The sequence below is a fragment of the Streptacidiphilus sp. EB129 genome, from assembly GCF_041262645.1.
In the GTDB taxonomy this organism is placed as follows: Bacteria; Actinomycetota; Actinomycetes; order Streptomycetales; family Streptomycetaceae; genus Streptacidiphilus.
Window position 1 is genome coordinate 26,098 of record NZ_JBGCCS010000003.1, and the last position, 26,558, is coordinate 52,655.

Consider the following 26,558-nt stretch of genomic DNA (forward strand, 5'->3'; position numbering starts at 1 on the left):
CCGCCATGCAGTCCGTTCCACGCACGCAGTCGGAGGCAAGTTCGTGACAGTCCGTCAACCCGCGCTCAGCGTCCAGGAGCTTCGCAACCTGGTCGATGCCGGCGAGATCCACACCGTAGCCCTCGCCTTCACCGACATGCAGGGCAGGCTCCAGGGGAAGCGCTTCGCGGCGGGATTCTTCCTCGACGAGGTCCTCACCCACGGCAGCGAGGGGTGCGCCTACCTGCTGGCCGTCGATGTCGAGCTCAACACCGTCGACGGCTACCCGATGTCCTCCTGGGACACCGGCTACGGCGACTTCGCCATGATCCCCGACCTCGCCACGCTGCGGCTCACGCCCTGGCAGCCCGGCACCGCGCTGCTCACCGCCGACCTGGCCTGGCTCGACGGCGCCCCCGTCCCCGCCTCGCCCCGGCAGATCCTGCGCCGCCAGCTGGACCGGCTCGCCGAGCGCGGCCTCACCGCCTGGGCCGGCACCGAGCTGGAGTTCATCGTCTTCCGGGACAGCTACGAGGACGCCTGGAAGCGCGGCTACCGCGAACTCACCCCGGCCAACCAGTACAACGCCGACTACTCGCTGCTCGCCACCGCCCGCATCGAGCCGCTGCTCGCCCGGATCCGCAACGAGATGGGCGCGGCCGGGATGACCGTCGAGTCCGCCAAGGGCGAGTGCAACCTGGGCCAGCACGAGATCGCGTTCCGCTACGACGACGCGCTCACCACCTGTGACCAGCACAGCATCTACAAGACCGGGGCCAAGGAGATCGCCGCCCAGCAGGGCGTCTCGCTCACCTTCATGGCGAAGTACAACGAGCGCGAGGGCAACAGCTGCCATATCCACCTCTCGCTGCGCGACGCCGAGAACCGGCCCGTCTGCGCGGGTGCCGACGGCGAGATGTCGACCCTGATGCGGCACTTCCTGGCCGGTCAGCTGGCCGCGATGCGCGAGCTCACCCTGTTCTACGCTCCCAACATCAACTCCTACAAGCGTTTCCGGCCCGGCTCCTTCGCCCCCACCGCCGTCGCCTGGGGCCAGGACAACCGCACCTGCTCGATGCGCGTCGTCGGCCACGGGCCCTCGCTGCGGGTGGAGAACCGCGCCCCGGGCGGTGACGTCAACCCGTACCTCGCGGTGGCCGCCATGATCGCGGCCGGACTGCACGGCATAGAGCACGAGCTGGAACTGCCCGAGCCCTGCACCGGCAACGCCTACACGGCCGACTACGAACATCTGCCGACCTCCCTGCGCGACGCCGCCGAACTGTGGTCCGGCAGCAAGATCGCCCAGACCGCCTTCGGCGGCGACGTGGTGCAGCACTACCTGCGGATGGCCGAGGTCGAGCAGGACGCCTACGACACCGCCGTGACCGACTGGGAGCGCTTCCGCTCCTTCGAGCGAATGTGAGACCAGCCGTGAGCACCCCACCCACCACGGCGCCCCCCGAAGGGCCGCTGACCGTCCTCAACCCCGCGACCGAGGAGGTCGTCGCCACCGTCCCGGCCACCACCGCGGCGCAGGTCGACGCCGCCGTGGTCCGTGCGGCCAAAGCCCAGAGCGGCTGGGCCGCGCTGGCCCCCGGCGACCGGGCCCGGCTGCTGCGCCGCTTCGCCGACGCCGTGGACGGCGCGATCGACGAACTCGCCGCCCTGGAGGTCCGCCAGGCCGGACACACCCTGGGCAACGCCCGCTGGGAGGCCGGCAACGTCCGCGACCTGCTGGAGTACGCGGCGGCCGGGATCGAGCGGCTGACCGGTCGCCAGATCCCGGTCGCGGGCGGGCTGAACGTCACCTTCCACGAGCCGCTGGGCGTCGTCGGCGTGATCGCGCCGTGGAACTTCCCGATGCCCATCGCCGCCTGGGGCTTCGCCCCCGCGCTGGCGGCCGGCAACGCCGTGCTGCTCAAGCCCGCCGAGACCACCCCGCTCACCGCGCTGCGGCTGGCCGAACTCGCGCTGGCCGCCGGACTGCCCGAGGGCCTGTTCCAGGTGCTCCCCGGACACGGCACGGTGGCCGGCCGGGCCCTGGTCGACCACCCCGGCGTGCGGAAGATCGTCTTCACCGGCTCCACGGCGGTCGGCAAGGAGATCATGGCCCGCTGCGCCGGGCAGCTGAAGCGGATCACGCTGGAGCTGGGCGGCAAGAGCCCCAACATCGTCTTCGCCGACGCCGACCTGGCCCGCGCGGCGGCCGCCGCCCCGATGTCCTTCCTGGACAACACCGGGCAGGACTGCTGCGCCCGCACCCGGATCCTGGTCCAGCGGGAGGTGTACGACGACTTCCTGGCCCTGGTCGCCCCGGCCGTGGCCGCGGTACGGGTCGGCGACCCGGCCGACCCGGCCACCGAGATGGGCCCGCTCATCTCCGCACTCCAGCGGGACCGGGTCAACGCCTATCTGACCCCGGACCAGAAGGTGGTGGCCCAGGGCGAGGCGCCCTCGGGCCCCGGCTTCTGGTGCCCGCCCACGCTGCTGGCGCCGGAGGACCCGACCAGCCCGGCCGCGGTCGAGGAGATCTTCGGCCCGGTCGCCGTGATCCTCCCCTTCACCGACGAGGCGGACGCGCTGCGGCTGGCCAACGCCACCCGCTACGGTCTGTCCGGCTCGCTGTGGACCCGTGACCTGGGCCGCGCCCTGCGCATGGCCCGGGGCGTCAACGCCGGCAACCTGTCCGTCAACTCGCACAGCTCCGTGCGTTACTGGACCCCCTTCGGCGGTTTCGGCGAGTCCGGCCTCGGCCGCGAACTCGGTCCGGACGCGCTCGCCCACTTCACCGAGACCAAGAACGTCTTCTTCAGCACCGAGGAGTAGAGCAGTGACCGAGCAGGACACCGTCTGCCGCCGACTGGTCGGCCGCACCGCAGTGATCACCGGCGCCGGCAGCGGCATCGGCCTCGCCACCGCCCGCCGGCTGGCGAGCGAGGGCGCCAACGTCGTCTGCGCCGACATCGACGAGGCCGCGGGCAAGGCCGCGGCCGAGGAGGTCGGCGGGCTGTTCGTCCGCGTCGACGTCACCGACGCGGAGCAGGTCGACGCGCTGTACAAGGCCGCGTTCGACACCTTCGGCAGCGTCGACATCGCCTTCAACAACGCCGGGATCTCCCCGCCCGACGACGACTCCATCCTCACCACCGGCATCGACGCCTGGCGCCGGGTCCAGGAGGTCAATCTCACCTCCGTGTACCTCTGCTGCAAGGCCGCCCTCCCCTACATGCAGCGGCAGGGCAAGGGTTCCATCATCAACACCGCCAGCTTCGTCGCCCTGATGGGCGCCGCCACCTCCCAGATCTCCTACACCGCGTCCAAGGGCGGGGTGCTGGCGATGTCCCGCGAGCTGGGCGTCCAGTTCGCCCGCGAGGGCATCCGGGTCAACGCGCTGTGCCCGGGGCCGGTCGACACCCCGCTGCTGCGCGAGCTGTTCGCCAAGGACCCGGAGCGTGCCGCCCGCCGGCTGATCCACATCCCGCTGGGCCGCTTCGCCCGCCCGGAGGAGATCGCCGCCGCGGTCGCCTTCCTGGCCAGCGACGACTCCTCGTTCATGACCGCCAACGAGTTCCTGGTCGACGGCGGCATCGGCGGAGCGTACGTCACCCCGCTGTAGGCCGTTCCGTGCCGCTCAACGCAGCCCGGCTTCGGCGCGACGGTTACGCCCGGCCCGCGTGCGCACCACCGAGGTGCAGGCGGGGGCCGGGCGCGTTCGGGGGCGGATGAACTGGACTTGTGTGGCCCGCAACGGCAGGCCTGTCGTCCGTGCGTCGATGCATCCGCGGTTCATTCGCCCGCGGTTCATTCGCCGAGCAGTAGTGCGGCAACCGCCTCCGGGGCCTCGTGCATGGCGTCGTGGCCGGTTGGGAGGTCGTGGACCTGCCACTCGGGATCGGCCTGGAGTCGGGTGCGGAGTTCAGCGAACGGCGTCCGGTCCTCCCATCCCGAGCAGTAGACGAACTCCCGACGGGGGACCTGGGCGTGCCTGCCTGTGAGCCGGATCGTCTGCAGGAATGACGCGAGGGGATGGGGACGGCGGCGGGGATCGCCACCGTCCGGCGGTCGGACGGCGTAGCCGGTGGCGGCGGCGCCGGCGGCGAACACTTGCCGGAAGTGCTCGTTCGTTGACGACCAGCACGACTCGCCGTCGCGCGGCACGTAGGCGTCGAGATGCACCAGTCGTGAGATGCGGCCGTCGGCGCGGTCGGCGGCGGCGGCGATCACCATCCCGGCGTAGCTGTGGCCGACCAGCGTCGCGCTGGTGATGTGGTGGCGATCGAGGTGCCGCAGAACGTCGTCGGCGTGCGTGTCGAGGTTGGCGGTCGCCACCGTCGCGTTGTCGTCGTCTGGCCGCAGACCGGTCAGGGTCAGCGCGTCAACGGTGTGACCGGCACGTTCCAGCAGCGGAACCACCGCCTCGAACGACCAGGAGCCCTTCCAGGCGCCGGGCACAAGGACGAACGTCGCCATGCGTTTCTCCTTCTGTCTCAAGCCGCGGCATCGGGGCACGCTGCCTCGATGACATGTGGTGCGGTCGGGCACTCTGCGCGACTGAAGACCACCTCCGCATGGAGAAAGTGTCACTGGATCAGGGAGTGGCTTGCTACCGCTAGCATGCCAACTGATGCCTGTTCACCGCCAACCTCGCCCGATCGCTGCTGCGACGTCGCATATATGGCCCTCTGGCGGGCGCCACCTGCGGTCATCCGGCGAAACAAGTGCCGTGCAGTCGCACGCCCGGGGACACCTGGTGTACGCAGCCAGCGGTGTCCTGGCAGTTCACACCGAGCGCGGCACGTCGATCGTGCCCGCCAACCGGGCCGCCTGGACCCCCGCCGGGTTCACGCACCACCACCGCGCCCACGGCGACACCGATATGCGGATCGTCTTCCTCGCGCCATCCCTGGCCCGGCTCATACCAGACCATCCCGCCGTGTTCCTGGCCTCCGACCTCGCCCGCGAGGTCATGCTCGCCCTGACCGGCCCCCGCAACTACGACCCCGCCGCGCCCGGCTACAGCCGCTCCGCGCGCTCCCGCCTCCTTCGAGTCCTCGTCGATGAACTCCGCGAAGCACCCGAACAGCCACTGCACCTGCCCGAACCACGGGACGACCGGCTGCGGGCCGTCGCCCGGATGCTGCGCGAGTCGCCTGCGGACAACGCCACGCTGGCCGAACTCGGGAGGACGATCGGAGCCAGCGCCCGCACCCTCAGCCGCCTCTTCCACAACGAACTCGGCATGACCTTCTACGAGTGGCGCACCCAGCTACGCGTCCACCACGCGCTCGTGCTCCTCGCCGAGGGCCACGACACCACCCACACCGCCTCCGCCTGCGGATGGGCCAACCCCAGCAGCTTCATCACGGCGTTCACCACCATCATCGGGACGACCCCGGGCCGCTACCGGTCACGTTGACGTGATCCTCAGGGCAATCTAATCGCCCGCTTATCGAATTACCCGTAGATTGCCTGCGTGAGTATGACAACGCCGCCCGGTTGGTATCCGGACCCAAGGCCCAGTGACCCCGCCCACCCCGGTCAGCGGTGGTGGAACGGCAGCGAATGGACCGTCGGCACCCAGCCTGCCGACGCGACCGTGCCCTTCGACGCGATGCCCGGCGGATTCGCCGGTCCCGGCGCCTACGGTGCGTACGGCGCGCCTGCCGCACGCCGGCCGCGCCGCACCGCGGTGCTGGTCGGCACGGTGGCCGCGCTGCTCGGGATCGGCGTGGGCACGCTGGCCACCTACCTGATCATGGACGGACGCACCAGCACGTCCAGCGCGTCCGCGCCCAGCAATCGCGGACAGCTGCCCTTCGGTGGCAGCGGCGGTGGCAGTGGCGGCGGTTCGGGCTCCGGCGGGGGCAGCGGGAGCTCCGGCGGCAGCGGCGGATCGGGTGGCTCGGGTTCGGGCAGCTCCACCACCGCCTACGACCTGGTCGACGGCATCTCCCTGGCCATCCCCTCCGGCTGGAAGGGCAGCACCACCAGCGACGGCCATGCCGCCATGTACTTCGGCAGCTACAGCTGCCAGGGCCAGGGCAGCGGATCCTGCTCCCTCGCGGGCGCCGACACCAGCACGCTGACCGCACCGGTCAGCGGCGGGGCCCAGGCCGCCGCGCAGGCCGACATCACCGCCGCGGCGAAGGCGGACTACGGCGACCTCACCGGTCATCAGCAGCTGGAGGCCCAGGCCGTGACCGTCGCGGGCCGCTCCGGCTACCTGGTCCGCTGGAAGGTGAACGCCAAGGTCGGCAACAACGGCACGGTGGAGACCGTGGTCTTCCCGAGCAGTGACGGCAAGAGCCTGATCGCCCTGCACATGGGCTTCGACATCGCCACCGGGTCGCCCGACCCGTCCGTGATGGACTCCATCGTCTCCGGCATCCAGGACGCCACCGGACCCACCTCCGGCGGCGGCAACACCACCGGCTCCGGTTCCTGACGCGCCGTCCGCCCCTCGCACCTACGTACGGCTCCGGCCGCCACTCGCCCCCTGTGGGCGGATGGCGGCCGGAGCCGTACGCGTGTTCAGAGGAAGGTCTTGCCCTCGCCGCGGTAGGTCGGCACGGTGTCGACCACGCGGTCGCCCTCGATCAGCTGCAGTTCGGCGAAGCGCTCGCACAGCTCGCCGGCCTTGGCGTGCCGGAACCAGACCTTGTCGCCGATCAGCAGGTCGTCCGCCGCCGACCCCAGCAGCGGGGTCTGCACCTCGCCCGCACCCTCCTGCGGGTCGTAGTGCAGACCCTGCGGCAGATAGGGGACGGGGGAGCGGTCCGGTCCGGCCGCGCCCGAGGCCGGGTAGCCGCCGCCGAGCACCGTCACCACGCCCACCCCGGGCCGCCGTACCACCGGCTGCGCGAACAGCGCCGCCGGACGGCCGTGGAACGACCGGTAGTTGTCGAACAGCCGGGGGACGTACAGCCCGGACCCGGCGGCCACCTCGGTGACCGCCGGCTCGGCGACCGTCGACTCCACGCTGCCGGTGCCACCGCCGTTGACGAACTCCAGGTCCGCCACCCGCCGCACCGCCCGCACCACCGCGGCCCGGCGCTGGACCAGCTCGGCCCGTGCCTTGCGCTGCATCGCCTGGATCATCCGGGAGCGCACCGGCCGGCCGGCGATGCTGTCACCGACGCCCGCGACATGCCCCTCGTACGCCATCAGCCCCACCACCCGGAACCCCGGGCGCTGCTGCACCAGTTCGGCGAAGCCCGCGACCGCCTCCGGCGTGCGCATCGGTGAACGGCGCGCCCCGATCCGGACCCGGCCGCCCAGCAACTGCAGTGCGGTGTCCAGCTCCAGGCAGACCCTGATCTCCTCGGTGCCCTCGCCCCGGGCGGCGGCGACCAGATCCAGCTGCGCCGGGTCGTCCAAGACCACCGAGATGGCTGAGGCCAGCTTGGGATCGGCGGCCAGCTCGGCGTAGCCGGCCCGGTCCGCCGAGGGGTAGGCCAGCAGGATGTCGTCGAAGCCCGCCCGCGCCAGCCAGATCGACTCGGCCAGGGTGTAGCTCATGATCCCCTGGAAGCCGTCCATCCGCAGCACCCGTTCCAGCAGCGACCGGCAGCGCACCGACTTGCTCGCCACCCGGACCGGCTTGCCCCCGGCCCGCCGCACCAGGTCCTCGGCGTTGGCGTCGAACGCCTCCAGGTCCACGATCGCCACCGGCGCGTCGAGATGCGCGGTGGCACGGTCGTAGCGGGCGCGGTCTGTGGAATGGGTCACCATGCGCGAAGACTGCCACACGCTCCCTACCTGCGGGTAGGGGTTACCGCCCGCGGGGTGCGAACGCCAGCACCACGTCCAGGTCCATCGCGTTCGCCAGCCGCTCCAGCACCGGCACGGTCGGGTTCAGCTTCCCCAGTTCGATCCGCGAGATCACGGCCTGCGCGGTGCCCGCCTGCTCGGCCAGCTGCGCCTGCGACAGGCCCCGCTCCAGCCGCCACGAGCGGACCAGCTCCGCCGTGGTCATCGTTCGTTGCCCTTGCTGTACAGCGGGAGTTCGCCGGTGTCGATGATCCACTCGGCCACCGGGATCTCCTCACCGAAGTGGTACTTCCCGCAGTTGCTGTAGGCGTCGTTCTCGATGCCCCAGTAGTGCAGCGCGGTGCCGTCGCGAGGGTCGACGATCACGTAGTGCGGGACGCCCATGGCCGGGTAGTCATGCAGCTTCCCGACGTAGTCGTTCCTCGGATGGGACGGCGCGACGATCTCGACAGCGAGCCGGATGGCGGTGGCATCGATGGCGTCGGGGGTATCCATGTCCTCCGCAGCGATGACCAGCACATCAGGACGCCGCAGAGCGCCGACCTGCAGGTGCTCGATGTCCGTTGTGTACGAGACCAAGTCGTCGGGGAGCTGGCGGTTGAGCTGCTTGGTGATCACCGCTGCCACCAGATCATGAGTGCCGGACGGGCTCATCATGATCAGGATCTGGCCCTGGCTGATCTCGATGTGAGGGCTGAGCGGGGGCTCGGGGTTCAGGTGGTCGGCGAAATCACGGAGCTGCTGATAGATCGTCCGATCGGCCATGCCATCCACGCTACATGACCTATAGGTAGTCATGGCGTGTGAAAGTCTGACGCAGGCCGGCGGGAAAGCCGCAGTGCGTTCCTGTGTGAAGCCCTCGCCGCCCCCTCGCCGGCGAGGGCTTCACCATGCCCAAGATGGGTGCATACAAAATGGCACGTACGTGTCACCTGATAGTGGTGTGACCGTGGCGGAAACGCGCCGGACGGGCGGCCGCCTACTCCCGCACTGAGAGCTCGGCGCCGTAGAGCGGGCGTGACCATGGCTGAGGCAGTGTCGCAGGCGCAGATCGAGGAGCGGCTGAAGGATCTGCCGGGCTGGTCGACGGACGGCCGGAAGATCGAGCGCTCCTACTCGATCGGGCACATCCCCGGTGCGGCGTTCCTTGTGCACATCGCAGCGATTCAGGACGACCTCGGGCACCACTCCGATGCGACGCTCGGGTACAGGACGGTCCGGGTGGCGATCAGCTCCAGCGACCTGGGCGGGTACGTGGCCGAGCATGATGTCGAGCTGGCCCGCCGGATCGAGGCCGCAGCTTCAGGGCACGGCGCCACCTGAGAGGCGAGGCGCCCCGCACCAGCAGGCGCAACGGGGTCGGCTCCGGGTGATGTTCTCGGCCCGGGGAGCCCTTCTTGCCCTGGGTCACGTCGGAGGTGGCCTTCTGGCCTGCCTGGGGCTTGCGAAAGCTGGGCGTTTGTTCCGGATAGGCTCACGGGGTGGAGCGGAAGAACATCCCTGACCCGGGGTTCGCGGGTGACGACGGCTCGGCTGATCCCAGGCTGGCGGAGGCGCTGGCCGCTCATGCGGCCGGGCCGACGGCGGAGACCGAGGGGCGGCTGCTGGCGGCGTTGGTGGGGGCGCGGCTGATGGTGCCCATCGTGGCGATCCTGGGCGAGGCCGAGACCAACGATCAGGGGCTGACGCAGGAGAAGTCCAGCGACATGGCCGTCCCCACGGTCCAGGCCCCGGACGGCCGCAAGGGCCTGCCCGCCTTCACCTCGCTGGACGCCCTGGCCCGCTGGCGGGCCGACGCCCGCCCGGCGCCGGTGCCGGCCCAGCAGGCGGTCCAGGCCGCGTGGTCGGAGCAGGCCGACGCGCTGCTGATCGACCTGGCCGGGCCGCACTTCTACGAGCTCTCCGGCGCGGCGATGCGTGCCGTCGCGGAGAGCAGGGCGCGGATCGACCCGCTGCACGACCCGGAGGTCGCCGAGGCGATCCGGGCGGTGCTGCTGCGTCACCCGGTCGCGCTCCGCGCCCATCTGCTGCCCGGCAAGGAGACGGACGCCGTGCTGGCGGTCGTCCCGGATCCGGCGACCGGACGGGACGCGCTGGGCCCCGCCGTCCAGCGGCTGGCCACCGAACTGGCCGCGGACGACCTGCTGCGGATCCGGCTGGACCGGGGCCTGGACCTGGTCGTCGTGCCCGGCTCCGGCTCGGAGCCCGCCACCCCGCTCTACAGCCGCGAGCATGCAGAGCAGTAGAGCGGTAGAGCAGTAGGGCGGTAGAGCAGGACGGCGGCGGGCGGTGCCGTCAGCCGTAGACCGGGCCGGTGAACTTCTCGCCGGGGCCGGTGCCGGGCTCGTCCGGGACCAGTGAGGCCTCGCGGAAGGCGAGCTGCAGGGACTTCAGCCCGTCCCGCAGCGGGGCCGCGTGGAAGTTGCTGATCTCCGGCGCCCCGGCGGTCACCAGTCCGGCCAGGGCGGTGATCAGCTTGCGGGCCTCGTCCAGGTCCTTGTGCTTCTCACCGTCCTCGGCGAGCCCGAGGTTGACCGCGGCGGCGCTCATCAGGTGCACCGCGACGGTGGTGATGACCTCGACGGCCGGGACGTCCGCGATGTCACGGGTGAGGTCGTCGAAGCCGACGTTGTCGCCCGCTTCGGCGTCGGTGGTGCCGGTGGTGCCGGGCTGGTCGCTGTGGTCACTCATGGGGTGTGTCGCCTCGCTGCAGAATGAGATGTCAGTCCGAAGTCTGCCCGATGGCGAGGGTCCTGCTCACAGCGGCGTCCGGAAGAAGCGACCCCGCGTGCGGGAATTCTGCGGTATGCGCGAACGCTGGTATGCTCGGACACTGACCGGCCCGGCCCAGGCATGTCCGCTGAGGACATCGCCAAGGCCAGGCCCGCAAGTGGAGGCTCCCCTCCCACCCGCATCGACTCCAGGGTCGTCGGGTTCCGGTCAGGTGGTCCGCGCATCATCGTGCGGCATCACCTTCGCGCGTATCGCGGGCTCTGACAACAGTGCCGCGGCCAGCGCGCCCGGTTTTCTGTGGAGCCCCGCCTGCGTGTCATGCGGGGCTTTTTTCGTGCCTGCGGTGAGGTGAGTGACACGACCACCGCAGTACGAATGAAGTCCTGCGTGACGGTAACCAGTCCGTGTTCACGCGACTGCCGTCGGCAGCCGCGAGGTGCAACCGAGGAGGATCCATCAGCACCGAGCCCCGCATCAACGACCGGATTCGCGTCCCCGAGGTGCGACTCGTCGGTCCCAGCGGCGAGCAGGTCGGCATCGTGCCACTTGCCAAGGCCCTGGAGCTTGCGCAGGAGTACGACCTGGACCTGGTCGAGGTCGCGGCGACCGCCCGGCCGCCGGTGTGCAAGCTCATGGACTACGGCAAGTTCAAGTACGAGTCCGCCATGAAGGCCCGTGAGGCGCGCAAGAACCAGGCGCACACGGTCATCAAGGAGATGAAGCTCCGGCCGAAGATCGACCCGCACGACTATGACACCAAGAAGGGTCACGTCGTTCGGTTCCTCAAGCAGGGTGACAAGGTCAAGATCACGATCATGTTCCGTGGTCGTGAGCAGTCCCGCCCCGAGCTGGGTTTCCGGCTGTTGCAGCGCCTCGCGTCGGACGTCGAGGAGTTGGGCTTCATCGAGTCCAACCCGAAGCAGGACGGCCGGAACATGATCATGGTTCTCGGCCCGCACAAGAAGAAGACCGAGGCCATGGCCGAGGCCCGCGAGGCGGCCGCCGCCCGCAAGGCCGTGCGCCAGGGCCGCGACGAGACCGCGACCGACGAGGACGACGAGGTCGACGAGACCTCGGTCGAGGCCACGACGGTCGACGAGACTGCGCCGGTCGAGGAGACTGCGGCCGACGAGGCCGCGGTCGAAGAGACCGCGGAAGAGACCGACGCCCCCGCCGGCGACGAGGTCTCGGACGCACCGGAGGCGGCGGCCAGCTAGGCTGCCGCGTCCACCCGGTTCCCGGCACCCGCCGGTGGATCCAGCTGAACCACAGCGTTCCCGCCCGCGCCCGGCGCTCGGGCGGGAACGGACCGACGAGGAGAGTACGGCGACATGCCGAAGAACAAGACGCACTCCGGTGCCAGCAAGCGCTTCAAGCTCACGGGCTCCGGCAAGGTGCTGCGCCAGCGCGCCGGCCGCCGTCACCTGCTCGAGCACAAGTCGTCCACGCTGACCCGTCGCCTTGCCGGCACGGTCGAGGTGGCCCCGGCTGACGTCAAGAAGATCAAGAAGCTTCTCGGCAAGTGATCCTGCGCCCCGCGCAGCCGATCCCCTCGATCCATTCGTAACCGGACCGCGTGAGACAGACCGCGGTCCTCACCAAGGAGTAACAACGTGGCACGCGTCAAGCGGGCAGTAAACGCCCACAAGAAGCGCCGGGTCGTCCTCGAGCGCGCCAGCGGTTACCGCGGCCAGCGCTCGCGTCTGTACCGCAAGGCGAAGGAGCAGCTGCTGCACTCCTTCACCTACAACTACAACGACCGGAAGAAGCGCAAGGGCGACTTCCGTCAGCTGTGGATCCAGCGCATCAACGCTGCGGCGCGTGCGAACGGCATGACCTACAACCGCCTGATCCAGGGCCTGAAGGTCGCCAACATCGAGATCGACCGCAAGATGCTGGCCGAGCTGGCCGTCAACGACCCGGGCGCCTTCTCCTCGCTGGTCGAGGCTGCGCAGAAGGCCCTCCCGGCCGACGTGAACGCGCCCCGCGTCGCTGCCGACGCCGCCTGAGCGACCCTCGGGTCGCCGGAGCAGCACCTTGCCGGACCCGCAGGGGGAACCCTCCCCTGCGGGTCCGTGTCATTCCCGCAGGACCGCAGTCCCAGGACCCGCACTCCCGGGACCGCAGCCCCCGGACCGTCGAAGTGAGAGCCGCGATGACCCAGCACGCCCAGTACCCCGAGCTCACCTCGCTGCGCTCGCCCCGGGTCAGCGCCGCCCGCCGCCTCTCCCGCCGCGCCCAGCGCGGCAAGGAGCGCCGCTTCATCGCCGAGGGCCCGCAGGCCGTCCGCGAGGCCGTCGGCTACGGCACGCTCCCCGGCGGTGAGCACGCGGTCGTCGAGATCTACGCCACCGTCGAGGCCGCCGAGCGGCACGCCGACCTGCTGGCCGACGCCCGCGCCGCCCGGGTCCCGGTCCTCACCGCGACCGACGAGGTCATCGAGGCCGTCTGCCAGACGGTCACCCCGCAGGGCGTGGTCGCCGTCTGCCGCTTCGTCGACACCGGCTTCGAGCAGGTGCTGGCCGCCCGGCCCAAGCTGGTCGCCGTGCTGGCGCACGTCCGCGACCCGGGCAACGCCGGGACGGTGCTGCGTACCGCGGACGCCGCCGGGGCGGACGCGGTGATCCTCACCGACGCCTCGGTCGACCTCTACAACCCCAAGGCGGTCCGGGCCTCCGTCGGCAGCCTGTACCACCTGCCGGTGGCGGTGGGCGTCCCGATCGAGCAGGCCGTCGCCGGGCTGCGGGCGGCCGGGGTGCGGCTGCTCGCCGCCGACGGCGCGGGGGAGCGCGACCTGGACGCCGAACTGGACGAGGGCACCCTGGCCGGGCCCACCGCCTGGGTCTTCGGCAACGAGGCCTGGGGCCTGCCCGAGGCCACTCGTGCGTTGGCGGACGATGTCGTCCGGGTACCGATCCACGGCCACGCCGAGAGCCTCAACCTGGCCACCGCCGCGGCGGTCTGCCTCTACGCCTCGGCACGCGCCCAACGTGCTCCCGGCGGGTGCCGCGGGTAGCGCGGCATTCGCTAGGGTGGGCGTGCAGGCGGTCGAGGGGAGGGTGGCAATGACCGGCACACAGCACGCGCCTCCCAGCACGCCCGCGCCCCCCGCTGCCGTGCCGCCCGCCGCGGCCTTGGCTCCCACCACTGTGCCGCCCGCCGTCTTGGCTCCCGCCACCGTCCCCGCCGTCTTGGCTCCCGCCACCGTGCCCGCCGCGGCCTTGGCTTCCGCGACTGTGCCGCCCGGCGCGGACCTGTCCTCTGCTGCGGGCCCGGTCGCAGCCGCCGACCCGGCCGCCACCGTGGAGGCGAGCCCCCTCACCGACCCGCCTCCTGCCGTGGACCTGATCCCAGCCCCGCGGTCGGCCCCCGCCGTGCGGCCGGGCCCCGTGGTCTCGGAGGGCCGGATCGAGGGGGACGGCCGGATCGAGCGGGTCGACGCGATCGATCCCGAGGAACTGCCGGACGGGCTCGTGGTCGCGGACGCCGACGGCCGGGTGGTCTGCTTCAACGCCGCGGCCGCGCGGATCAGCGGGATCCCGGCCGCCGAGGCGCTGGGCCGGCCCCTCGCCGAAGCACTGCCGCTGCAGGACCTGGAGGGCCGCCGCTGGTGGCCGCTCACCGACCCCTACGGCGGGCTGGCCATACGCACCCGCCAGCCCGAGCGCAACCTGCTGCTCCCCGGCGGCCGCGAGGTGCTGGTCTCGGCGCGCTACCTCCGCGCGGACGGCCGCACCGGCCCGGTCCGACGCGTGGTGGTCGCGCTCCGCGGTACGGAGGCCCGGCGCCGGACCGAACGCGGCCACGCCGAGCTGATCGCCACCGTCGCGCACGAGCTCCGCTCCCCGCTGACCAGCGTCAAGGGCTTCACCGCGACCCTGCTGCAGAAGTGGGAGCGGTTCACCGACGACCAGCGCAAGCTGATGCTGGAGACCGTCGACGCGGACGCCAACCGAGTCACCCGGCTGATCGCCGAGCTGCTCGACATCTCCCGGATCGACGCCGGACGGCTGGAGGTCCGCCGCCAGCAGGTCGACCTGCCGGGGGCGCTGCGCCGCCACGTGGACGGGAAGATCGCCGCCGGGGTCGCCCCCGAGCGCTTCGTGATCGTGGTCGACGACCCGCTGCCGCCGTTGTGGGCGGACGCCGACAAGGTCGACCAGGTGCTCGGCAACCTGCTGGAAAACGCGGTGCGCCACGGCGAGGGGACTGTCACCATCGAGGTCCGGCCGGACACGGCGTGCCTCGACGACGGTCGGCTGCGGGAAGGAACGGCGGTGACGGTGAGCGATCAGGGGCCCGGTATCCCGGAGGACTCCATCCCGCGCGTCTTCACCCGCTTCTGGCGCGGCAGCAAGCGCGGCGGCACCGGCCTGGGCCTCTACATCGTCAAGGGCATCGTCGAGGCCCACGGCGGCAGCATCGCGGTCGACCACGCCCCCGGCGGCGGGGCCAGGTTCCGATTTATCCTGCCCGCGAGCATCCCCGACTTCATGTCCTGAGAAGTGCAGCCTGAGGATTGCACCAGGGCCGGACGGGATCCGCGGGCTGATCGGGCTGTGCGCCCGTCCCGGTAGACTCGGCCCTTGGCATCGTGCGATGCCACTCGCGGCCCCGCCGCGGACACCCCACCCGCGTCGAGCGGGCCGGGATGCCCGCCGCAGGACTGCGTGCGGCCGGGTACGAACGCAAGTTGCCGCCCCGAGCACGAACCACGCAGGAGCACGGGAAGAGAGAGATGTCCGCACCGAACAAGTCCTACGACCCGGTCGAGGTCGAGGCGTTGAAGCCCGAGGAGATCGAGCGTCTGCGCGACGAGGCCCTCGCCGCGTTCGCCGCCGCCGCCGACCTCGACGCGCTGCACGAGGCCAAGGTCGCCCACACCGGGGACCGCTCCCCGCTGGCGCTGGCCAACCGCGAGATCGGCGCGCTGCCCCCGCAGGCCAAGGCCTCGGCCGGCAAGCTGGTCGGTCAGGCCCGCGGCGCCGTCAACAAGGCCCTCGCCGACCGCCGGGTCGAGCTGGAGGCCGAGCGTGACGCCCGCGTCCTGGTCGAGGAGGCCGTCGACGTCACCCTCCGGTACGACCGCGCCGCGCGCGGCGGCCGGCACCCGCTGACCACGCTGTCCGAGCGGCTCGGCGAGATCTTCACCGCCATGGGCTACGCCGTCGCCGAGGGCCCCGAGGTCGAGGCCGAGTGGCTGAACTTCGACGCCCTGAACATGGGCCCGGACCACCCTGCGCGCTCCACCCAGGACACCTTCTTCCTGAAGGACGCGGACGGCTCGCTCGCCGAGTCCGTGGTGCTGCGCACCCACACCTCGGGCGTGCAGATCCGCTCGATGCTGGCCTCCTCCGAGCCGCCGGTCTACGTGGTCTGCCCGGGCCGGGTCTTCCGCTCCGACGAGCTGGACGCCACCCACACCCCGGTGTTCAGCCAGATCGAACTGCTCGCCGTGGACAAGGGCCTGACCATGGCCGACCTCAAGGGCACGCTGGACCACATGGTGGTCTCGCTGTTCGGCGAGGGCATGACCACCCGGCTGCGCCCCAACTACTTCCCCTTCACCGAGCCGTCCGCCGAGATGGACATGGTGTGCTTCGCCTGCCGCGGCGAGTCCGTGGGCAACCCGGACCGTCCCTGCCGGACCTGCTCCTCCGAGGGCTGGATCGAGCTCGGCGGCTGCGGCATGGTCAACCCCCGGGTGCTGGTCTCCTGCGGGATCGACCCCAACACCTACAGCGGCTTCGCGTTCGGCTTCGGCATCGAGCGACTGCTGATGTTCCGTCACAACGTCGAAGACATGCGAGACATCGTGGAGGGTGACGTGCGCTTCACCCTTCCGTTCGGGATGGAGATCTGATGCGCGTCCCGCTTTCCTGGCTGCGGGAGTACGTCGACCTGCCCGCCGGAGTGACCGGCCGCGACCTGGCCACCAAGCTGGTCCGGGCCGGCCTTGAGGTCGAGACCGTCGAGCAGCTCGGCGCCGACCTCAAGGGCCCGCTGGTGGTCGGCAAGGTCCTCGCCATCGAGGAGCTCACCGAGTTCAAGAAGCCCATCCGCTACTGCCAGGTCGACGTCGGCGACGCGAACGGGACCGGCGAGCCGCAGAACATCGTCTGCGGCGCGCGGAACTTCGCCGTCGGCGACAAGGTCGTCGTGGTGCTCCCGGGCGCGGTGCTGCCCGGCCCGTTCCCGATCGCGGCCCGGCAGACCTACGGCCACACCTCCGAGGGCATGATCTGCTCCGCCCGCGAGCTGGGCATGGGCGACGACCACGACGGCATCATCGTGCTGCCGCCGGAGTTCGAGCCCGGCACCGACGCGATCGAGCTGCTGGAGCTGGTCGACGAGGTGCTCGACATCGCGGTGACCGCCGACCGCGGCTACTGCCTGTCGGTGCGCGGCGTCGCCCGCGAGACCGCCATCGCCTACGGGCTGCCGCTGAGCGACCCGGCGCTGCTGGACGTGCCGCCGGCCAACTCCTACGGCCCGCTGGTCAAGGTCCTCGACCCGGTCGGCTGCGACCGCTTCGTGGCCCGCAGCGTCATCGGCCTGGAGCCGGACGCGGTCTCGCCGCTGTGGCTGCAGCGCCGGATCCAGAAGGCCGGGATGCGCTCCATCTCGCTGGCCGTCGACATCACCAACTACGTGATGCTGGAGCTCGGCCAGCCGCTGCACGCCTACGACCGGCACCGGATCGACGGGGCGATCACGGTCCGCCGCGCCGAGGCCGGCGAGAAGCTGCGCACCCTGGACGGCGTCGAGCGCGTCCTGGACGCCGAGGACCTGCTGATCTGCGACGACGCCGGGCCGATCGGCCTGGCCGGGGTCATGGGCGGGGCCGGCACCGAGATCGCGGAGCCGGTCGTCGACCCCGAGACCGGCCGGGTCACCGGTACCACCGAGGTCGTCATCGAGGCCGCGCACTTCGCGCCGGTCTCGGTCGCCCGCAGCGCGCGCCGGCACAAGCTGCCCTCCGAGGCAGCCAAGCGCTTCGAGCGCGGTGTGGACCCGGAGGCCGCCAAGGCCGCCGCCCAGCGCGCCGTGGACCTGCTGGTCCTGGTCGCCGGCGGCACCGCCGAGGCCGGTGTCACCGACATCGCCGCCGCGCACCCGGTGCACAGCATCACCATCTCCGCCGATCACCCCGACCGGGTCGCCGGCCAGGAGTACGGGCGGGAGACCGTCGTCCGGCGGCTCCAGGAGGTCGGCTGCACCGTCGTCGGCGGGGACGTCCTGGTGGTCACCCCGCCGAGCTGGCGGCCCGACCTGACCGACCCCAACGACCTCGCCGAGGAGGTCATCCGGCTCGAGGGCTACGAGGAGCTCCCCTCCACGCTGCCCCAGGTCCCGGCCGGCCGCGGCCTGACCGACGCGCAGCGGCTGCGCCGCCGTACCGGCATCGCGCTGGCGGGGGCGGGCTACGTCGAGGTGCTGAACTACCCGTTCCTCGGTGAGGCCGCGCTGGACGCGCTCGGTCTGGACGCGGACGACCCGCGCCGGAAGACCGTGGTGCTGGCCAACCCGATCTCCGAGGAGGAGCCGGCGCTGCGCACCACGCTGCTGCCGGGCCTGCTCGCGGCGCTGCGCCGGAACACCGGCCGCGGTGCCACCGACGTGGCGCTGTTCGAGCAGGGCCTGGTCTTCCGGGTCGACGGCGCGGCGGACACCCTCTACCGCGCCCCGCGGCTGCCGGTGGACCGCCGTCCCACCGACGAGGAGATCGCGCAGCTGAACGCGGCGCTGCCGCGCCAGCCGCTGCGGGTCGCCACCGTGCTGGCCGGGTCGGTCGAGCCGGACGGCTGGTGGGGCAAGGGCCGCGCGGCCACCTGGGCCGACGCCGTCGAGTCCGCCCGCACCGTCGCCGCCGCGGCGGGCGTGGAGCTGACCGTGCGCCAGGACCAGTACGCCCCCTGGCACCCGGGCCGCTGCGCGGCCTTCTACGTCGGGGACCGGCTGGTCGGCCACGCCGGTGAGCTGCACCCGCGGGTGATCAAGGCGCTGCACCTGCCGGAGCGCACCTGCGCGATGGAGCTGGACGTCGACCTGCTCACCGCCGACGGCGCGGAGCGGGTCGAGGGGCCGAAGATCTCCACGTTCCCGGTCGCCACCCAGGATGTCGCCCTGGTCGTGGCCGCTGAGGTCCCGGCCGCCGAGGTCGAGGCCGCGCTGCGGGCCGGCGCCGGTCCGCTGCTGGAGTCGCTGCGGCTGTTCGACGTCTACACCGGCGAGCAGCTGGCCGAGGGCAGGAAGTCGCTGGCCTACGCCCTGCGCTTCCGCGCCCCGGACCGGACGCTGACGGCGGACGAGGCCAGCGCGGCGCGCGGTGCCGCGATCGCCGAGGCCGTCGCCCGTACCGGGGCCGCGCTGCGCGGCTGACGTCCGACGCCCGGGAGAGGGGTGGTCCACCTGTCGGGGGTGGACCGCCCCTCTTCGCGTTCGGGGCCGCGTTGTCGGTCGTGGACGGCTGGGTGGTCACCTCGGTCACTGCGTGGTCGACTCGGTCAAGGATCGGCGTCGCCCTCGGTTTGAAGCCGGTCCCGGCACGCCAGGATCAGCAGCAGCGGCACGCTGTGCCGTCTGTGCTCCAGGAGGTCGAACGCGCCCATGCCCGACAGCCCGATCCAGCTCTCCGACGAGGTCCAGGAGGCGGTGGCCGCCGGCCGGCCCGTGGTCGCCCTGGAATCCACCATCATCTCGCACGGCCTGCCGCGTCCCCGGAACCTGGAGCTGGCGCAGGAGCTGGAGGCGATCGTCCGCGCGGGCGGGGCCGTGCCCGCGACCATCGCCGTGCTCGACGGCCGGGCCAGGGTCGGCCTGGACAAGCGGCAGCTGGAGCGGATCGCCAACGAGGACGGGCTGCGCAAGCTGGGTTTCCGCGACCTCGCCCCGGCCGTCGCCACCGGTGCCAGCGGCGCGACCACGGTCTCCGCCACCGCCTTCCTGGCGCAGTCCGCCGGAATCTCCGTCTTCGCCACCGGCGGCCTGGGCGGGGTCCACCGCGACTGGGCGACCAGCCAGGACGAGTCCGCCGACCTCGGACTGCTCGCCCGTACCCGGATCACGGTGGTCTGCGCGGGGGTGAAGTCCATCCTGGACGTCCCGGCCACCCTGCAGCGGCTGGAGACGCTGAGCGTGGGCGTCATCGGCTACCGCACCGCCGAGTTCCCCGGTTTCTACCTGCGTGGTTCCGGGCAGCCGGTGGACTGGACGCTGGACACCCCGGAGCAGGTCGCGGCGGCGATGCGGGCGCAGCAGCAGCTCGGGGGCCTGCACTCGGCGCTGATCGTGGCCAATCCGGTGCCGGAGGACCGGCAGCTCGACCCGGCCCTGCACGACCGGGTCCTGGCCGAGGCGCTGCTCGCGGCCGGACGCGACGGCGTCACCGGCCAGGCCGTCACCCCGTACCTGCTGGGATACCTCGTCGAGCACACGCACGGTGCCTCGCTGGAGGCCAACCTGGCCGCGGTGCGCGGCAACGCCGCGCTCGCGGCGCGGATCGCCTGCTGCGACGCGGCGGCGGACTGATGGCCGGCGGCGGGTTGGCGGTCAGCGGGTTGCTGGTCGTCGGCGACCTGGTCACCGACGTCGTCGCGCTGCACGGCAAGCCACTCGCGCCGGACACCGACACCAGCGCCAGGATCGCCGTGCGTCCCGGCGGCTCGGCCGCCAACACGGCCGCCTGGGCCGCCCGCGCCGGTGCGGACGTGCGGCTGCTGGCACGGGTGGGCGCGGACTCGGCCTCCTGGCACCGCGAGGCGCTTGCGGACGTGGGAGTCCGCCCGATCCTGCGGATCGACCCGGTGCGGCCGACGGCGGTGGTGATCGCCCTGGTGGACGCGGCGGGGGAGCGCACCATGGTCACCGACCGGGGCGCGAGCGGCGCGCTGGGACCGTCCGACTGGGACGACGCGCTGCTCGACGGAGTCGCCCGGCTGCACCTGTCCGGGTATCTGCTCTTCACCGAGGCCGGGCGGGCGCTGGCCGCGCTCGCGGTGGGGCGCGCCCGGGCACGGGGTCTCGGTGTGAGCCTCGACCCCGCGTCGACGGGCTTCCTGCACGAGTTCGGCGTGCCGCGCTTCCGGCGCCTGCTGGAGCAGCTCGGCGGCGTGGACCTGCTCTTCCCGAACCTGGACGAGGCACGGATGCTGACGGACCGACGGAATCCGGAGCAGGCCGCGTGCGCGCTGAGTGCCGACTGGGGCTGCTTGGTCGCGCTGAAGCTCGGCGCGGACGGCGTGCTGCTCGCCGAGGACGGCAGCCTGCTCGGTGTGGTGCCCGCGCCGCGGGGGCCGGTGCAGGACACGACGGGGGCGGGCGACGCCTTCGCCGGCGGCTACCTCGCCGCGGCCCTGGCCGGGAGCACGGCGCTGGCAGCGGCGGTGGCGGGGTGCCGCGGCGGCGCGGAGGCGGTGAGCGTTGTGGGGGGCCGACCGGCGGTGGGCTCGGCCGGTACTTGAGGCAAGCGAGGTACCACAACAGGGGCGCGGGGAACTGCGCTGCCAGGTAGTGAGCTGGTACCTCGTCTGCCTTTGCTAGCGGGCCCAGGCGAGGACCGAGCGGTTGAGCGTGGCGTGGAACCCGCCGTCGGCGGAGAGTGCGGACTGCTCGGCGAGCCAGTGGTCCGCCTGGGCGGGACTGATCCGGCCGGTGTCGCGGGCCCGTTCGGCCGCGTGCGGCAGGGAGATGATCGGGGAGAGCTCCTCCAGTGAGGCGTAGACGGCGAGTTCGACCTCGACGCGTACCTCGGTGAACCCGGCGGCGACCAGCAGCCGGCGCAGGTCGCGGCCGACGGCGCGGTGCGCGATCTGCGCGCCGACCTGGCCGGCGACCGCCGCCGCCGTCTCCGGGTCGGCGGAGGCGATGGTGAAGGAGCTCCAGTCCGGCTCGCAGACCGCCAGCGTGCCGCCGGGGCGCAGCACCCGTCGGGCCTCGGCGAGTACGGCGGCCGGGTCGGCGACATGCTGCAGTACCCGCTCGATCCGGCAGGCGTCGAAGGCGGCCGCGCCGAAGGGGAGCCGCGCCGCGTCCGCCTGGGCCAGCCGCGCGGGAAGGCCCTTGTCGGTCAGCCGGGCCAGCCCGGCGTGCAGCATCACCGTGCTGGCGTCGATGCCGACGGCGACGGCGCCGCCCGCTTCGAGGCGGGCGAGTTCATGGCCGGTGCCGCAGCCGAGATCCAGGACGAGCGCACCGTGCTGCACGGCCAGCCCCTGTTCGAGGCGCAGCTTGGGAGCCTGCAGGCCATGGTGGGCGTGGTCCAGGTAGGCGATCAGCTCCTGCGGACGGGCGCTGGCGTCGACGTCGGAGAACGTGCTCATGGCGGCTCGATTCTCGGCGGGGCCCAGGCGGTCGGCCTCCGCTCGACTGCTCCCCGGTGGTCGCTTCCACCCTGGTGCCGCCAGTCGCGTTGTGCCGCATTCTGCCCCAGGGGTAGGGGTGCGGGTCAATGGTCCATAACTCCTTGAGTGCTCAAGTATCTGCTACGGTGGATCGTATGAACGATGCCCTTGAGGTCACCCTGCGACTGGTGCGGGCGCAGACGGCGCTGGTGAAGCGCTTCGACGCCCGGCTGTCCAGCCTGCACGGGGTGAGCTTCGCCGACCTGATGGTGCTGCTCCAGCTCGGGGCGGCGGAGGGCGGCCGGATGCGGCGGGTCGACCTGGCGCAGGCGCTGGGGCTCTCCGCTTCGGGAGTCACCCGGGGGCTGATCCCGCTGGAGCGGATCGGTCTGGTCGTGCGCGAGCCCGACCCGCGCGACGCCCGGGTCGCCTACGCGGCGCTGACCGCCACCGGGCGCGAACGGCTGGCGGAGATGACTCTGACCGCGGAGGAGGTCGCCGAGGACCTGTTCGCGGCCGAACGCCGGCGCGGCGGCGGGCTGGACCAGCTCACCGCGCTGCTGGCCACCCTCCCCGGAATCGGGGGGCCGCCGTAGTGGTTGAGCTCCTGGGGGCGTCCGGCGCCGCGCAGTGGCGGACGGTGGAGTACATGCTCGGCGGCGGCTTCTGGGGCGCGCCGCCGGCCCGGACCGGACGAGAGGCGGCACGGATGGCACAGGACGCGCGGTCGAAGCCGGATCAGTCGCAGCCTCGGAAGCCGCAGCTGCCGGAGGTGACCGCGCTGCGCTACCTCATGCCGCTGCGGGCGGGCGGTTCGCTGCCCGGCGTCATCGAGACCGACGACCTGGGTACCTACGTGGTGAAGTTCCACGGGGCCGCGCAGGGGCGCAAGGCCCTGGTGGCCGAGGTCGTCGTCGGCGAGCTGGGACGCCGGCTCGGCCTGCGCGTGCCCGAGCTGGTGCGGGTCCGGTTCGACCCGCAGGTCGCGGCGCACGAGCCGGACGAGGAGGTGCAGGACCTGCTGCGGGCCAGCGTCGGACTCAACCTGGGCATGGACTACCTGCCCGGTGCCCGCGACTTCGCCCCGCGAGTGGCCAGGGACGTGGACCTGTCCCCGGCCGAGGCCGGGCGGGTGGTCTGGTTCGACGCCCTGGTGGGCAACGTCGACCGCACCGTGCACAGCCCCAACCTGATGGTCTGGCACGGCGGACTCTGGCTGGTCGACCACGGCGCGGCGCTGGTCTTCCACCACCGCTGGTCCGGCGCCGCCGACGCGGTCGCCAAGCGCTACCCGATGGCCGAACACGCGCTCGGCGGCTACGCGCCGGACGTGGCCGGCGCGGACAGGCGGCTCGCGCCGCTGGTCACCAGGGAGCTGCTGACCGAGGTGGTCGGGCTGGTCCCGGACGAGTGGCTGGCCGCCGAGCCCGGCCTGGAGTCGCCGGAGCACCAGCGGGAGGCGTACGTCGCGCATCTGCTGGCCCGCGTCGCCCGCTCCGCGGAGTGGCTCCCGGACGGCTTCGCCGGCCCGGCGGAGCTGGCCGAACGCGAGGCCCGCCGCCTGGCCGCGACCAAGGCCGGCCGCCCCGCCTGGCTCCAGCACGTCAGGGGCTGACCCCGCGGCGCGGACGGCCGTGTCGCGTGGGTCGGCTGTCGTGCGGGGCTGCCGCAGGGGTGGCTTGACCGGGCGGGACACCGGTGGGTTAGCGTCGTCCCATGCGTATCTGTGTGCTGGGCGCCGGAGCCATAGGCGGGTTCGTCGGAACGCGGCTTGCCGCCTCCGGGGTGGAGACGTCCGCGCTGGCGCGCGGCGCCACGCTGGAGTCGCTGCGCAAGCACGGCTGGCGGCTGGAGTCCGCCGACGGCACGCTGACGACCGCGCCGGTCCGGGCGACTGACGACGCGTCGGAGCTCGGCGTGCAGGATGTCGTCGTGCTGGCGGTGAAGGCGCACTCACTGCCCGGCGCGCTGGACTCGCTCGCCCCGCTGGTCGGCCCGGACACCGCCGTGGTCGCGGCCGTCAACGGGGTGCCCTGGTGGTTCTTCGACGGCTTCGGCGGCCCCTGCGAGGGCCGCAGGCTGGACGCGGTCGACCCCGACGGCCGGATCGCCGCGACCGTACCGACCCGGAACACCATCGGCTGTGTCGCGCACATCAGCAGCAGTTCGCCCGAACCCGGCCTGACCCGGCACTACAGCGGCGCCGGTCTGATCCTCGGCGAGCCGCTGGCGGGGGAGACCGCGCGGGTCCGCGAGCTGGCCGAGCTGCTGCGTACCGCAGGCTTCGACGCGACCGTGTCGGCGGAGATCCACAAGGACGTCTGGTACAAGCTCTGGGGCAACATGACCCTGAACCCGGTCTCCGCCCTCACCGGCGCGACCGGCGACCAGATCCTCTCCGACGAGCTGGTGATGGCGTTCTGCTACGCCGCGATGCGCGAGGCCGCCGAGATCGGCACCCGGATCGGCTGCCCCATCGCCGAGAGCCCCGAGGACCGCAGCGAGGTCTCCCGCAAGCTGGGCCCGTTCCGGACCTCCATGCTGCAGGACGCCGAGGCCGGCCGCCGGCTCGAACTCGACGCCCTGGTCGGCGCCGTGCGCGAGATCGGCACCATCGTCGGCGTGCCGACGCCCAGCATCGACGGGCTGCTCGGTCTCACCCGCCTCAGCGCCCGGGTGCGCGGCCTGGACTGACCGGCTGCCGGCTGACTGGCTGACCCGCCTGCCACGGACCGTGCCGGAGCGGCCCGATCCGTCCGGGCGCCGGCTCGCCGCCCCGGGCCGTGCCCCGCACACTGGGAGGGTGCAGCGACCCGAAGGGGGGTGGTGACCGATGCCACCGTCAACGCCAACACCGCCGTCCCCGCCGCCGCCGTCCCCACCACCGCCTGGACCGCCGACACCGGCGTCACCGCCGCCGAGCGCCTCGGGCGGCCGTGCCACCGGCTACTGGACCGTGCCTCGGACCGTCCTGGCGGTGCTGCTCGGTCTGGTGGTCGTGTTCGCCGCCGGCTACGGAGGCGCGCACCTCGCCGCCCAGCGCGTCGCTCCGGCGCCCAACCCGCCGCTGAGCGCCCCGAGGCAGGGCGACTGCGTCACGCAGCAGGGGGTCCCCCGGGCCGGCGGCACCGCGCGCGTCGTGGCCTGCACCGACGCCGCCGCGCAGTACGAGATCACGCAGGTGTTCCCGCACACCGGTGACCTGGACACCTGCGCCGATGTCGACGGCACCCGGTTCGCCTTCACCCAGCGCCAGAACCCCACCGCCCCGGTCAACCTGCTCTGCACGGTGCTGAAGCGCGAGCAGGTGGTGAACCGCGGGCCGTAGCAGTCTCCCCAAGTATGCGGCGGTGCCGGACAGTTCAGGGGAGCCACCGGATGCCGCAGGATCCGGGCCGGCGCACGGTGCGGACACGCGTCGGCCCCGCAGTCGGGGGGACGCTGCGGGGCCGGGCGTGTCTTCCGGAACCGAGTCTGCACCATCGCGAGATCTCGGGTGGGGCCATCACACAACCTTCACGCGCCGTGCCGCGCCACCCGTTCGGCGCACCTACCTTGCCTCTGTGCCGGGCCCGGCCGAGGATGAAGGAGTCGCTCGACGATCAGGGCTGGTCGTGAGGACGGTCGGGTGCTCTTCTCCCCGGCGCAACGGAGCCCCCTGTGACGAGCAGGGGGCTTCCGCGTGCACGGGCGGACAGACGGACGGAAGGTGGTTGGCATGAACGACACCTACACACCGGAACCCCTGGTCATCATCTGGGGCGTCCAGTACGAGGACGACGGGCTGGGGCGGCGGGTCCAGATCGGACGCAACGTGGTCGCCGTGGCGGAGTCCTTCGCGGACGTCGAGCAGCTGATGAAGATGGCCGGGCTGTCCGAATGGGTGGAACTTGACCCCACCATCGTCGAATGGCGCGGCGGCGGCCCCGAGGTCTGGTCCTGACGAGCGGCCAGGGGCCCGTCCTGACGAGCGGCCCAGAGGGCCGGTCCTGACCGCGCTGCGTGTCGGGTCCTGACCGCGCGTCGCGTCGCGTTCTGACCGCGCGCCGCCGGGTCAGCCCTCGTCGTTGAGGTGGCGCCACCACGCGCTGACCGATCGGACGGCGATCCGCACGCCGCGGGCGCGGTGCCACTCCCCGCCCGCGAGGAAGGACGCCGTCGCGAAGTGCAGGAACGCGGGCGTGTCCGCGCCGCTGTCCTCACCGAGGTCGGCGAACACGTCTCCCTCGGACGGTACCGACGCGACGACGTCCGCCCAGGCGGCGGGGCCGATCAGCCGGCCCTGCCAGACGACGCCGTCCGCGACCAGTCGCACGACTTCCCCTCCGGGCTCGCCCTTCGCCGCCGCGGCGAGGGCCAGGCTCTGCAGGATCGGGTCACTAGTCATGCTTCCACCGTGCCACCGCCCCCGCCCACCCGCCTGTCCACGGTGCGACAGCACCCGGCCCGATCGTCGCCTGCCGGCACGCGGCTGAGCTCCACGGGTTCGGGCGGCGGGCCGCCGGAGCCGTCAGGGTCCGCGCGATCGATCCGGCCGGGTGGCGGCCGTCGTTCCCGCCTTCTGGCCGGCCCGCCGGTCGGGTGTGGTTTTCCCGCCGATCGGCGGGGTTGTGTCCTTGGGACGTCAGTGATGTGACGGTGCATCACCGTCCTGGCGTGGTCTTTCGCGACGGTGTCCGTGGGCCGGCGGGCCCACTGGTCGGGGGGTTCGGGGCGCCCCGCTCCCGCTGG

General features: G+C 72.5%; 28 protein-coding genes. 21 read left to right on the top strand and 7 right to left on the bottom strand.

Annotation, left to right across the window (positions count from 1 at the left end; all coding sequences use genetic code 11):
• The first annotated feature begins 43 nt into the window (after positions 1 to 43).
• From ABH925_RS04305 to ABH925_RS04315, 3 genes are read left to right on the top strand one after another with little or no spacing between them, the layout of a single operon-like run.
• Complete coding sequence (locus ABH925_RS04305; protein WP_370145454.1) at positions 44 to 1,405, top strand: glutamine synthetase family protein; 1,362 nt, start codon at positions 44 to 46, stop codon at positions 1,403 to 1,405.
• A gap of 8 nt (positions 1,406 to 1,413) precedes the next feature.
• Positions 1,414 to 2,808 carry an aldehyde dehydrogenase gene (locus ABH925_RS04310; RefSeq protein WP_370145455.1) on the top strand — a complete coding sequence of 465 codons (1,395 nt, stop codon included), beginning with the start codon at positions 1,414 to 1,416 and terminating at the stop codon, positions 2,806 to 2,808.
• A 4-nt stretch (positions 2,809 to 2,812) separates the two neighbouring features.
• On the top strand, positions 2,813 to 3,598 hold the full coding sequence (locus ABH925_RS04315; protein ID WP_370145456.1) for a 3-oxoacyl-ACP reductase: 786 nt from the start codon (positions 2,813 to 2,815) through the stop codon (positions 3,596 to 3,598).
• A 185-nt stretch (positions 3,599 to 3,783) separates the two neighbouring features.
• Here the strand turns inward: ABH925_RS04315 and ABH925_RS04320 are convergent, their stop codons facing one another.
• Positions 3,784 to 4,452, bottom strand: coding sequence for an alpha/beta fold hydrolase (locus ABH925_RS04320; RefSeq protein WP_370145457.1), 669 nt, complete (start codon positions 4,450 to 4,452; stop codon positions 3,784 to 3,786).
• A 253-nt stretch (positions 4,453 to 4,705) separates the two neighbouring features.
• Between ABH925_RS04320 and ABH925_RS04325 the strand changes: the two genes are divergently transcribed.
• A complete protein-coding gene (locus ABH925_RS04325) occupies positions 4,706 to 5,398 on the top strand; it encodes a helix-turn-helix transcriptional regulator (RefSeq protein WP_370145458.1) in 693 nt (230 codons plus the stop codon).
• A gap of 63 nt (positions 5,399 to 5,461) precedes the next feature.
• A complete protein-coding gene (locus ABH925_RS04330; RefSeq protein ID WP_370145963.1) occupies positions 5,462 to 6,427 on the top strand; it encodes a DUF2510 domain-containing protein in 966 nt (321 codons plus the stop codon).
• An 86-nt stretch (positions 6,428 to 6,513) separates the two neighbouring features.
• Here ABH925_RS04330 and ABH925_RS04335 read toward each other — a convergent pair whose 3' ends face one another.
• From ABH925_RS04335 to ABH925_RS04345, 3 genes are read right to left on the bottom strand one after another with little or no spacing between them, the layout of a single operon-like run.
• Positions 6,514 to 7,713 (bottom strand): amino acid deaminase/aldolase, encoded by a 1,200-nt coding sequence (locus tag ABH925_RS04335; protein ID WP_370145459.1) that lies wholly within the window; start codon positions 7,711 to 7,713, stop codon positions 6,514 to 6,516.
• Between the two features lie 40 nt (positions 7,714 to 7,753).
• Positions 7,754 to 7,957 carry a helix-turn-helix domain-containing protein gene (locus tag ABH925_RS04340; RefSeq protein WP_370145460.1) on the bottom strand — a complete coding sequence of 68 codons (204 nt, stop codon included), beginning with the start codon at positions 7,955 to 7,957 and terminating at the stop codon, positions 7,754 to 7,756.
• On the bottom strand, positions 7,954 to 8,517 hold the full coding sequence (locus ABH925_RS04345; RefSeq protein ID WP_370145461.1) for a Uma2 family endonuclease: 564 nt from the start codon (positions 8,515 to 8,517) through the stop codon (positions 7,954 to 7,956). Before ABH925_RS04345 ends, ABH925_RS04340 begins: the two co-directional genes overlap by 4 nt.
• Before the next feature lie 258 nt (positions 8,518 to 8,775).
• Here ABH925_RS04345 and ABH925_RS04350 point away from each other — a divergent pair, with 258 nt between their 5' ends.
• Both ABH925_RS04350 and ABH925_RS04355 read left to right on the top strand, forming a co-directional pair.
• Positions 8,776 to 9,075: a 4a-hydroxytetrahydrobiopterin dehydratase gene (locus ABH925_RS04350; RefSeq protein ID WP_370145462.1), complete on the top strand. Its 300-nt coding sequence runs from the start codon at positions 8,776 to 8,778 to the stop codon at positions 9,073 to 9,075.
• Between the two features lie 158 nt (positions 9,076 to 9,233).
• Positions 9,234 to 9,998 carry an SseB family protein gene (locus ABH925_RS04355; protein ID WP_370145463.1) on the top strand — a complete coding sequence of 255 codons (765 nt, stop codon included), beginning with the start codon at positions 9,234 to 9,236 and terminating at the stop codon, positions 9,996 to 9,998.
• 49 nt (positions 9,999 to 10,047) lie between these two features.
• Here ABH925_RS04355 and ABH925_RS04360 read toward each other — a convergent pair whose 3' ends face one another.
• The gene (locus ABH925_RS04360; protein ID WP_370145465.1) at positions 10,048 to 10,443 is read right to left on the bottom strand and encodes a DUF1844 domain-containing protein; all 396 of its coding nucleotides are present in this window, start codon (positions 10,441 to 10,443) and stop codon (positions 10,048 to 10,050) included.
• 458 nt (positions 10,444 to 10,901) lie between these two features.
• Here ABH925_RS04360 and infC point away from each other — a divergent pair, with 458 nt between their 5' ends.
• From infC to ABH925_RS04405, 9 genes are all read left to right on the top strand, one after another.
• A complete protein-coding gene (gene infC / locus ABH925_RS04365; RefSeq protein ID WP_370145964.1) occupies positions 10,902 to 11,702 on the top strand; it encodes a translation initiation factor IF-3 in 801 nt (266 codons plus the stop codon).
• Between the two features lie 114 nt (positions 11,703 to 11,816).
• A complete protein-coding gene (gene rpmI / locus ABH925_RS04370; RefSeq protein WP_370096124.1) occupies positions 11,817 to 12,011 on the top strand; it encodes a 50S ribosomal protein L35 in 195 nt (64 codons plus the stop codon).
• An 87-nt stretch (positions 12,012 to 12,098) separates the two neighbouring features.
• On the top strand, positions 12,099 to 12,494 hold the full coding sequence (gene rplT / locus ABH925_RS04375) for a 50S ribosomal protein L20 (RefSeq protein ID WP_370145466.1): 396 nt from the start codon (positions 12,099 to 12,101) through the stop codon (positions 12,492 to 12,494).
• A gap of 146 nt (positions 12,495 to 12,640) precedes the next feature.
• Entirely contained in the window at positions 12,641 to 13,501 is an 861-nt protein-coding gene (locus ABH925_RS04380) for a TrmH family RNA methyltransferase (RefSeq protein ID WP_370145467.1), read from the top strand.
• A 373-nt stretch (positions 13,502 to 13,874) separates the two neighbouring features.
• On the top strand, positions 13,875 to 14,987 hold the full coding sequence (locus ABH925_RS04385) for an ATP-binding protein (RefSeq protein ID WP_370145968.1): 1,113 nt from the start codon (positions 13,875 to 13,877) through the stop codon (positions 14,985 to 14,987).
• A 236-nt stretch (positions 14,988 to 15,223) separates the two neighbouring features.
• Positions 15,224 to 16,348, top strand: a complete 1,125-nt coding sequence (pheS, locus tag ABH925_RS04390) for a phenylalanine--tRNA ligase subunit alpha (RefSeq protein ID WP_370145469.1) — start codon at positions 15,224 to 15,226, stop codon at positions 16,346 to 16,348.
• Entirely contained in the window at positions 16,348 to 18,867 is a 2,520-nt protein-coding gene (gene pheT / locus ABH925_RS04395) for a phenylalanine--tRNA ligase subunit beta (RefSeq protein ID WP_370145470.1), read from the top strand. The genes pheS and pheT overlap by 1 nt, the downstream gene beginning before the upstream one ends.
• A 228-nt stretch (positions 18,868 to 19,095) precedes the next feature.
• Complete coding sequence (locus ABH925_RS04400) at positions 19,096 to 20,016, top strand: pseudouridine-5'-phosphate glycosidase (protein ID WP_370145471.1); 921 nt, start codon at positions 19,096 to 19,098, stop codon at positions 20,014 to 20,016.
• Positions 20,016 to 20,948, top strand: coding sequence for a carbohydrate kinase family protein (locus ABH925_RS04405; protein WP_370145473.1), 933 nt, complete (start codon positions 20,016 to 20,018; stop codon positions 20,946 to 20,948). The genes ABH925_RS04400 and ABH925_RS04405 overlap by 1 nt, the downstream gene beginning before the upstream one ends.
• A 75-nt stretch (positions 20,949 to 21,023) precedes the next feature.
• Here ABH925_RS04405 and ABH925_RS04410 read toward each other — a convergent pair whose 3' ends face one another.
• Entirely contained in the window at positions 21,024 to 21,806 is a 783-nt protein-coding gene (locus ABH925_RS04410) for a methyltransferase domain-containing protein (protein ID WP_370145474.1), read from the bottom strand.
• Between the two features lie 176 nt (positions 21,807 to 21,982).
• On the opposite strand from ABH925_RS04410, the gene ABH925_RS04415 reads away from it, so the two are divergent.
• The 5 genes from ABH925_RS04415 (at position 21,983) to ABH925_RS04435 (ending at position 25,770) form a co-directional block, all read left to right on the top strand.
• On the top strand, positions 21,983 to 22,423 hold the full coding sequence (locus tag ABH925_RS04415; RefSeq protein WP_370145476.1) for a MarR family winged helix-turn-helix transcriptional regulator: 441 nt from the start codon (positions 21,983 to 21,985) through the stop codon (positions 22,421 to 22,423).
• Positions 22,424 to 22,536: 113 nt separating this feature from the next.
• Complete coding sequence (locus tag ABH925_RS04420) at positions 22,537 to 23,442, top strand: HipA family kinase (RefSeq protein ID WP_370145971.1); 906 nt, start codon at positions 22,537 to 22,539, stop codon at positions 23,440 to 23,442.
• 101 nt (positions 23,443 to 23,543) lie between these two features.
• Positions 23,544 to 24,521 carry a 2-dehydropantoate 2-reductase gene (locus tag ABH925_RS04425; RefSeq protein WP_370145477.1) on the top strand — a complete coding sequence of 326 codons (978 nt, stop codon included), beginning with the start codon at positions 23,544 to 23,546 and terminating at the stop codon, positions 24,519 to 24,521.
• 262 nt (positions 24,522 to 24,783) lie between these two features.
• Positions 24,784 to 25,155, top strand: a complete 372-nt coding sequence (locus ABH925_RS04430; protein ID WP_370145478.1) for a hypothetical protein — start codon at positions 24,784 to 24,786, stop codon at positions 25,153 to 25,155.
• A gap of 390 nt (positions 25,156 to 25,545) precedes the next feature.
• Positions 25,546 to 25,770 (top strand): hypothetical protein, encoded by a 225-nt coding sequence (locus ABH925_RS04435; protein ID WP_370145479.1) that lies wholly within the window; start codon positions 25,546 to 25,548, stop codon positions 25,768 to 25,770.
• Positions 25,771 to 25,881: 111 nt separating this feature from the next.
• On the opposite strand, the gene ABH925_RS04440 is transcribed toward ABH925_RS04435, so the two are convergent.
• Positions 25,882 to 26,214 (bottom strand): hypothetical protein, encoded by a 333-nt coding sequence (locus ABH925_RS04440; RefSeq protein ID WP_370145480.1) that lies wholly within the window; start codon positions 26,212 to 26,214, stop codon positions 25,882 to 25,884.
• Positions 26,215 to 26,558 lie beyond the last annotated feature (344 nt).

What these genes read in the sequence shown, in the direction of transcription:
- ABH925_RS04340 (WP_370145460.1), bottom strand. Translation starts at nt 7,957, where the DNA reads ATGACCACGGCGGAGCTGGTCCGCTCGTGGCGGCTGGAGCGGGGCCTG.
- ABH925_RS04350 (WP_370145462.1), top strand. Translation starts at nt 8,776, where the DNA reads ATGGCTGAGGCAGTGTCGCAGGCGCAGATCGAGGAGCGGCTGAAGGAT.
- rpmI (WP_370096124.1), top strand. Translation starts at nt 11,817, where the DNA reads ATGCCGAAGAACAAGACGCACTCCGGTGCCAGCAAGCGCTTCAAGCTC.
- ABH925_RS04415 (WP_370145476.1), top strand. Translation starts at nt 21,983, where the DNA reads ATGAACGATGCCCTTGAGGTCACCCTGCGACTGGTGCGGGCGCAGACG.
- ABH925_RS04320 (WP_370145457.1), bottom strand. Translation starts at nt 4,452, where the DNA reads ATGGCGACGTTCGTCCTTGTGCCCGGCGCCTGGAAGGGCTCCTGGTCG.
- ABH925_RS04420 (WP_370145971.1), top strand. Translation starts at nt 22,537, where the DNA reads ATGGCACAGGACGCGCGGTCGAAGCCGGATCAGTCGCAGCCTCGGAAG.
- pheS (WP_370145469.1), top strand. Translation starts at nt 15,224, where the DNA reads ATGTCCGCACCGAACAAGTCCTACGACCCGGTCGAGGTCGAGGCGTTG.
- ABH925_RS04435 (WP_370145479.1), top strand. Translation starts at nt 25,546, where the DNA reads ATGAACGACACCTACACACCGGAACCCCTGGTCATCATCTGGGGCGTC.
- ABH925_RS04335 (WP_370145459.1), bottom strand. Translation starts at nt 7,713, where the DNA reads ATGGTGACCCATTCCACAGACCGCGCCCGCTACGACCGTGCCACCGCG.
- ABH925_RS04425 (WP_370145477.1), top strand. Translation starts at nt 23,544, where the DNA reads ATGCGTATCTGTGTGCTGGGCGCCGGAGCCATAGGCGGGTTCGTCGGA.
- ABH925_RS04400 (WP_370145471.1), top strand. Translation starts at nt 19,096, where the DNA reads ATGCCCGACAGCCCGATCCAGCTCTCCGACGAGGTCCAGGAGGCGGTG.
- ABH925_RS04380 (WP_370145467.1), top strand. Translation starts at nt 12,641, where the DNA reads ATGACCCAGCACGCCCAGTACCCCGAGCTCACCTCGCTGCGCTCGCCC.
- ABH925_RS04345 (WP_370145461.1), bottom strand. Translation starts at nt 8,517, where the DNA reads ATGGCCGATCGGACGATCTATCAGCAGCTCCGTGATTTCGCCGACCAC.
- ABH925_RS04360 (WP_370145465.1), bottom strand. Translation starts at nt 10,443, where the DNA reads ATGAGTGACCACAGCGACCAGCCCGGCACCACCGGCACCACCGACGCC.
- ABH925_RS04330 (WP_370145963.1), top strand. Translation starts at nt 5,462, where the DNA reads ATGACAACGCCGCCCGGTTGGTATCCGGACCCAAGGCCCAGTGACCCC.
- pheT (WP_370145470.1), top strand. Translation starts at nt 16,348, where the DNA reads ATGCGCGTCCCGCTTTCCTGGCTGCGGGAGTACGTCGACCTGCCCGCC.
- ABH925_RS04405 (WP_370145473.1), top strand. Translation starts at nt 20,016, where the DNA reads ATGGCCGGCGGCGGGTTGGCGGTCAGCGGGTTGCTGGTCGTCGGCGAC.
- ABH925_RS04410 (WP_370145474.1), bottom strand. Translation starts at nt 21,806, where the DNA reads ATGAGCACGTTCTCCGACGTCGACGCCAGCGCCCGTCCGCAGGAGCTG.
- ABH925_RS04440 (WP_370145480.1), bottom strand. Translation starts at nt 26,214, where the DNA reads ATGACTAGTGACCCGATCCTGCAGAGCCTGGCCCTCGCCGCGGCGGCG.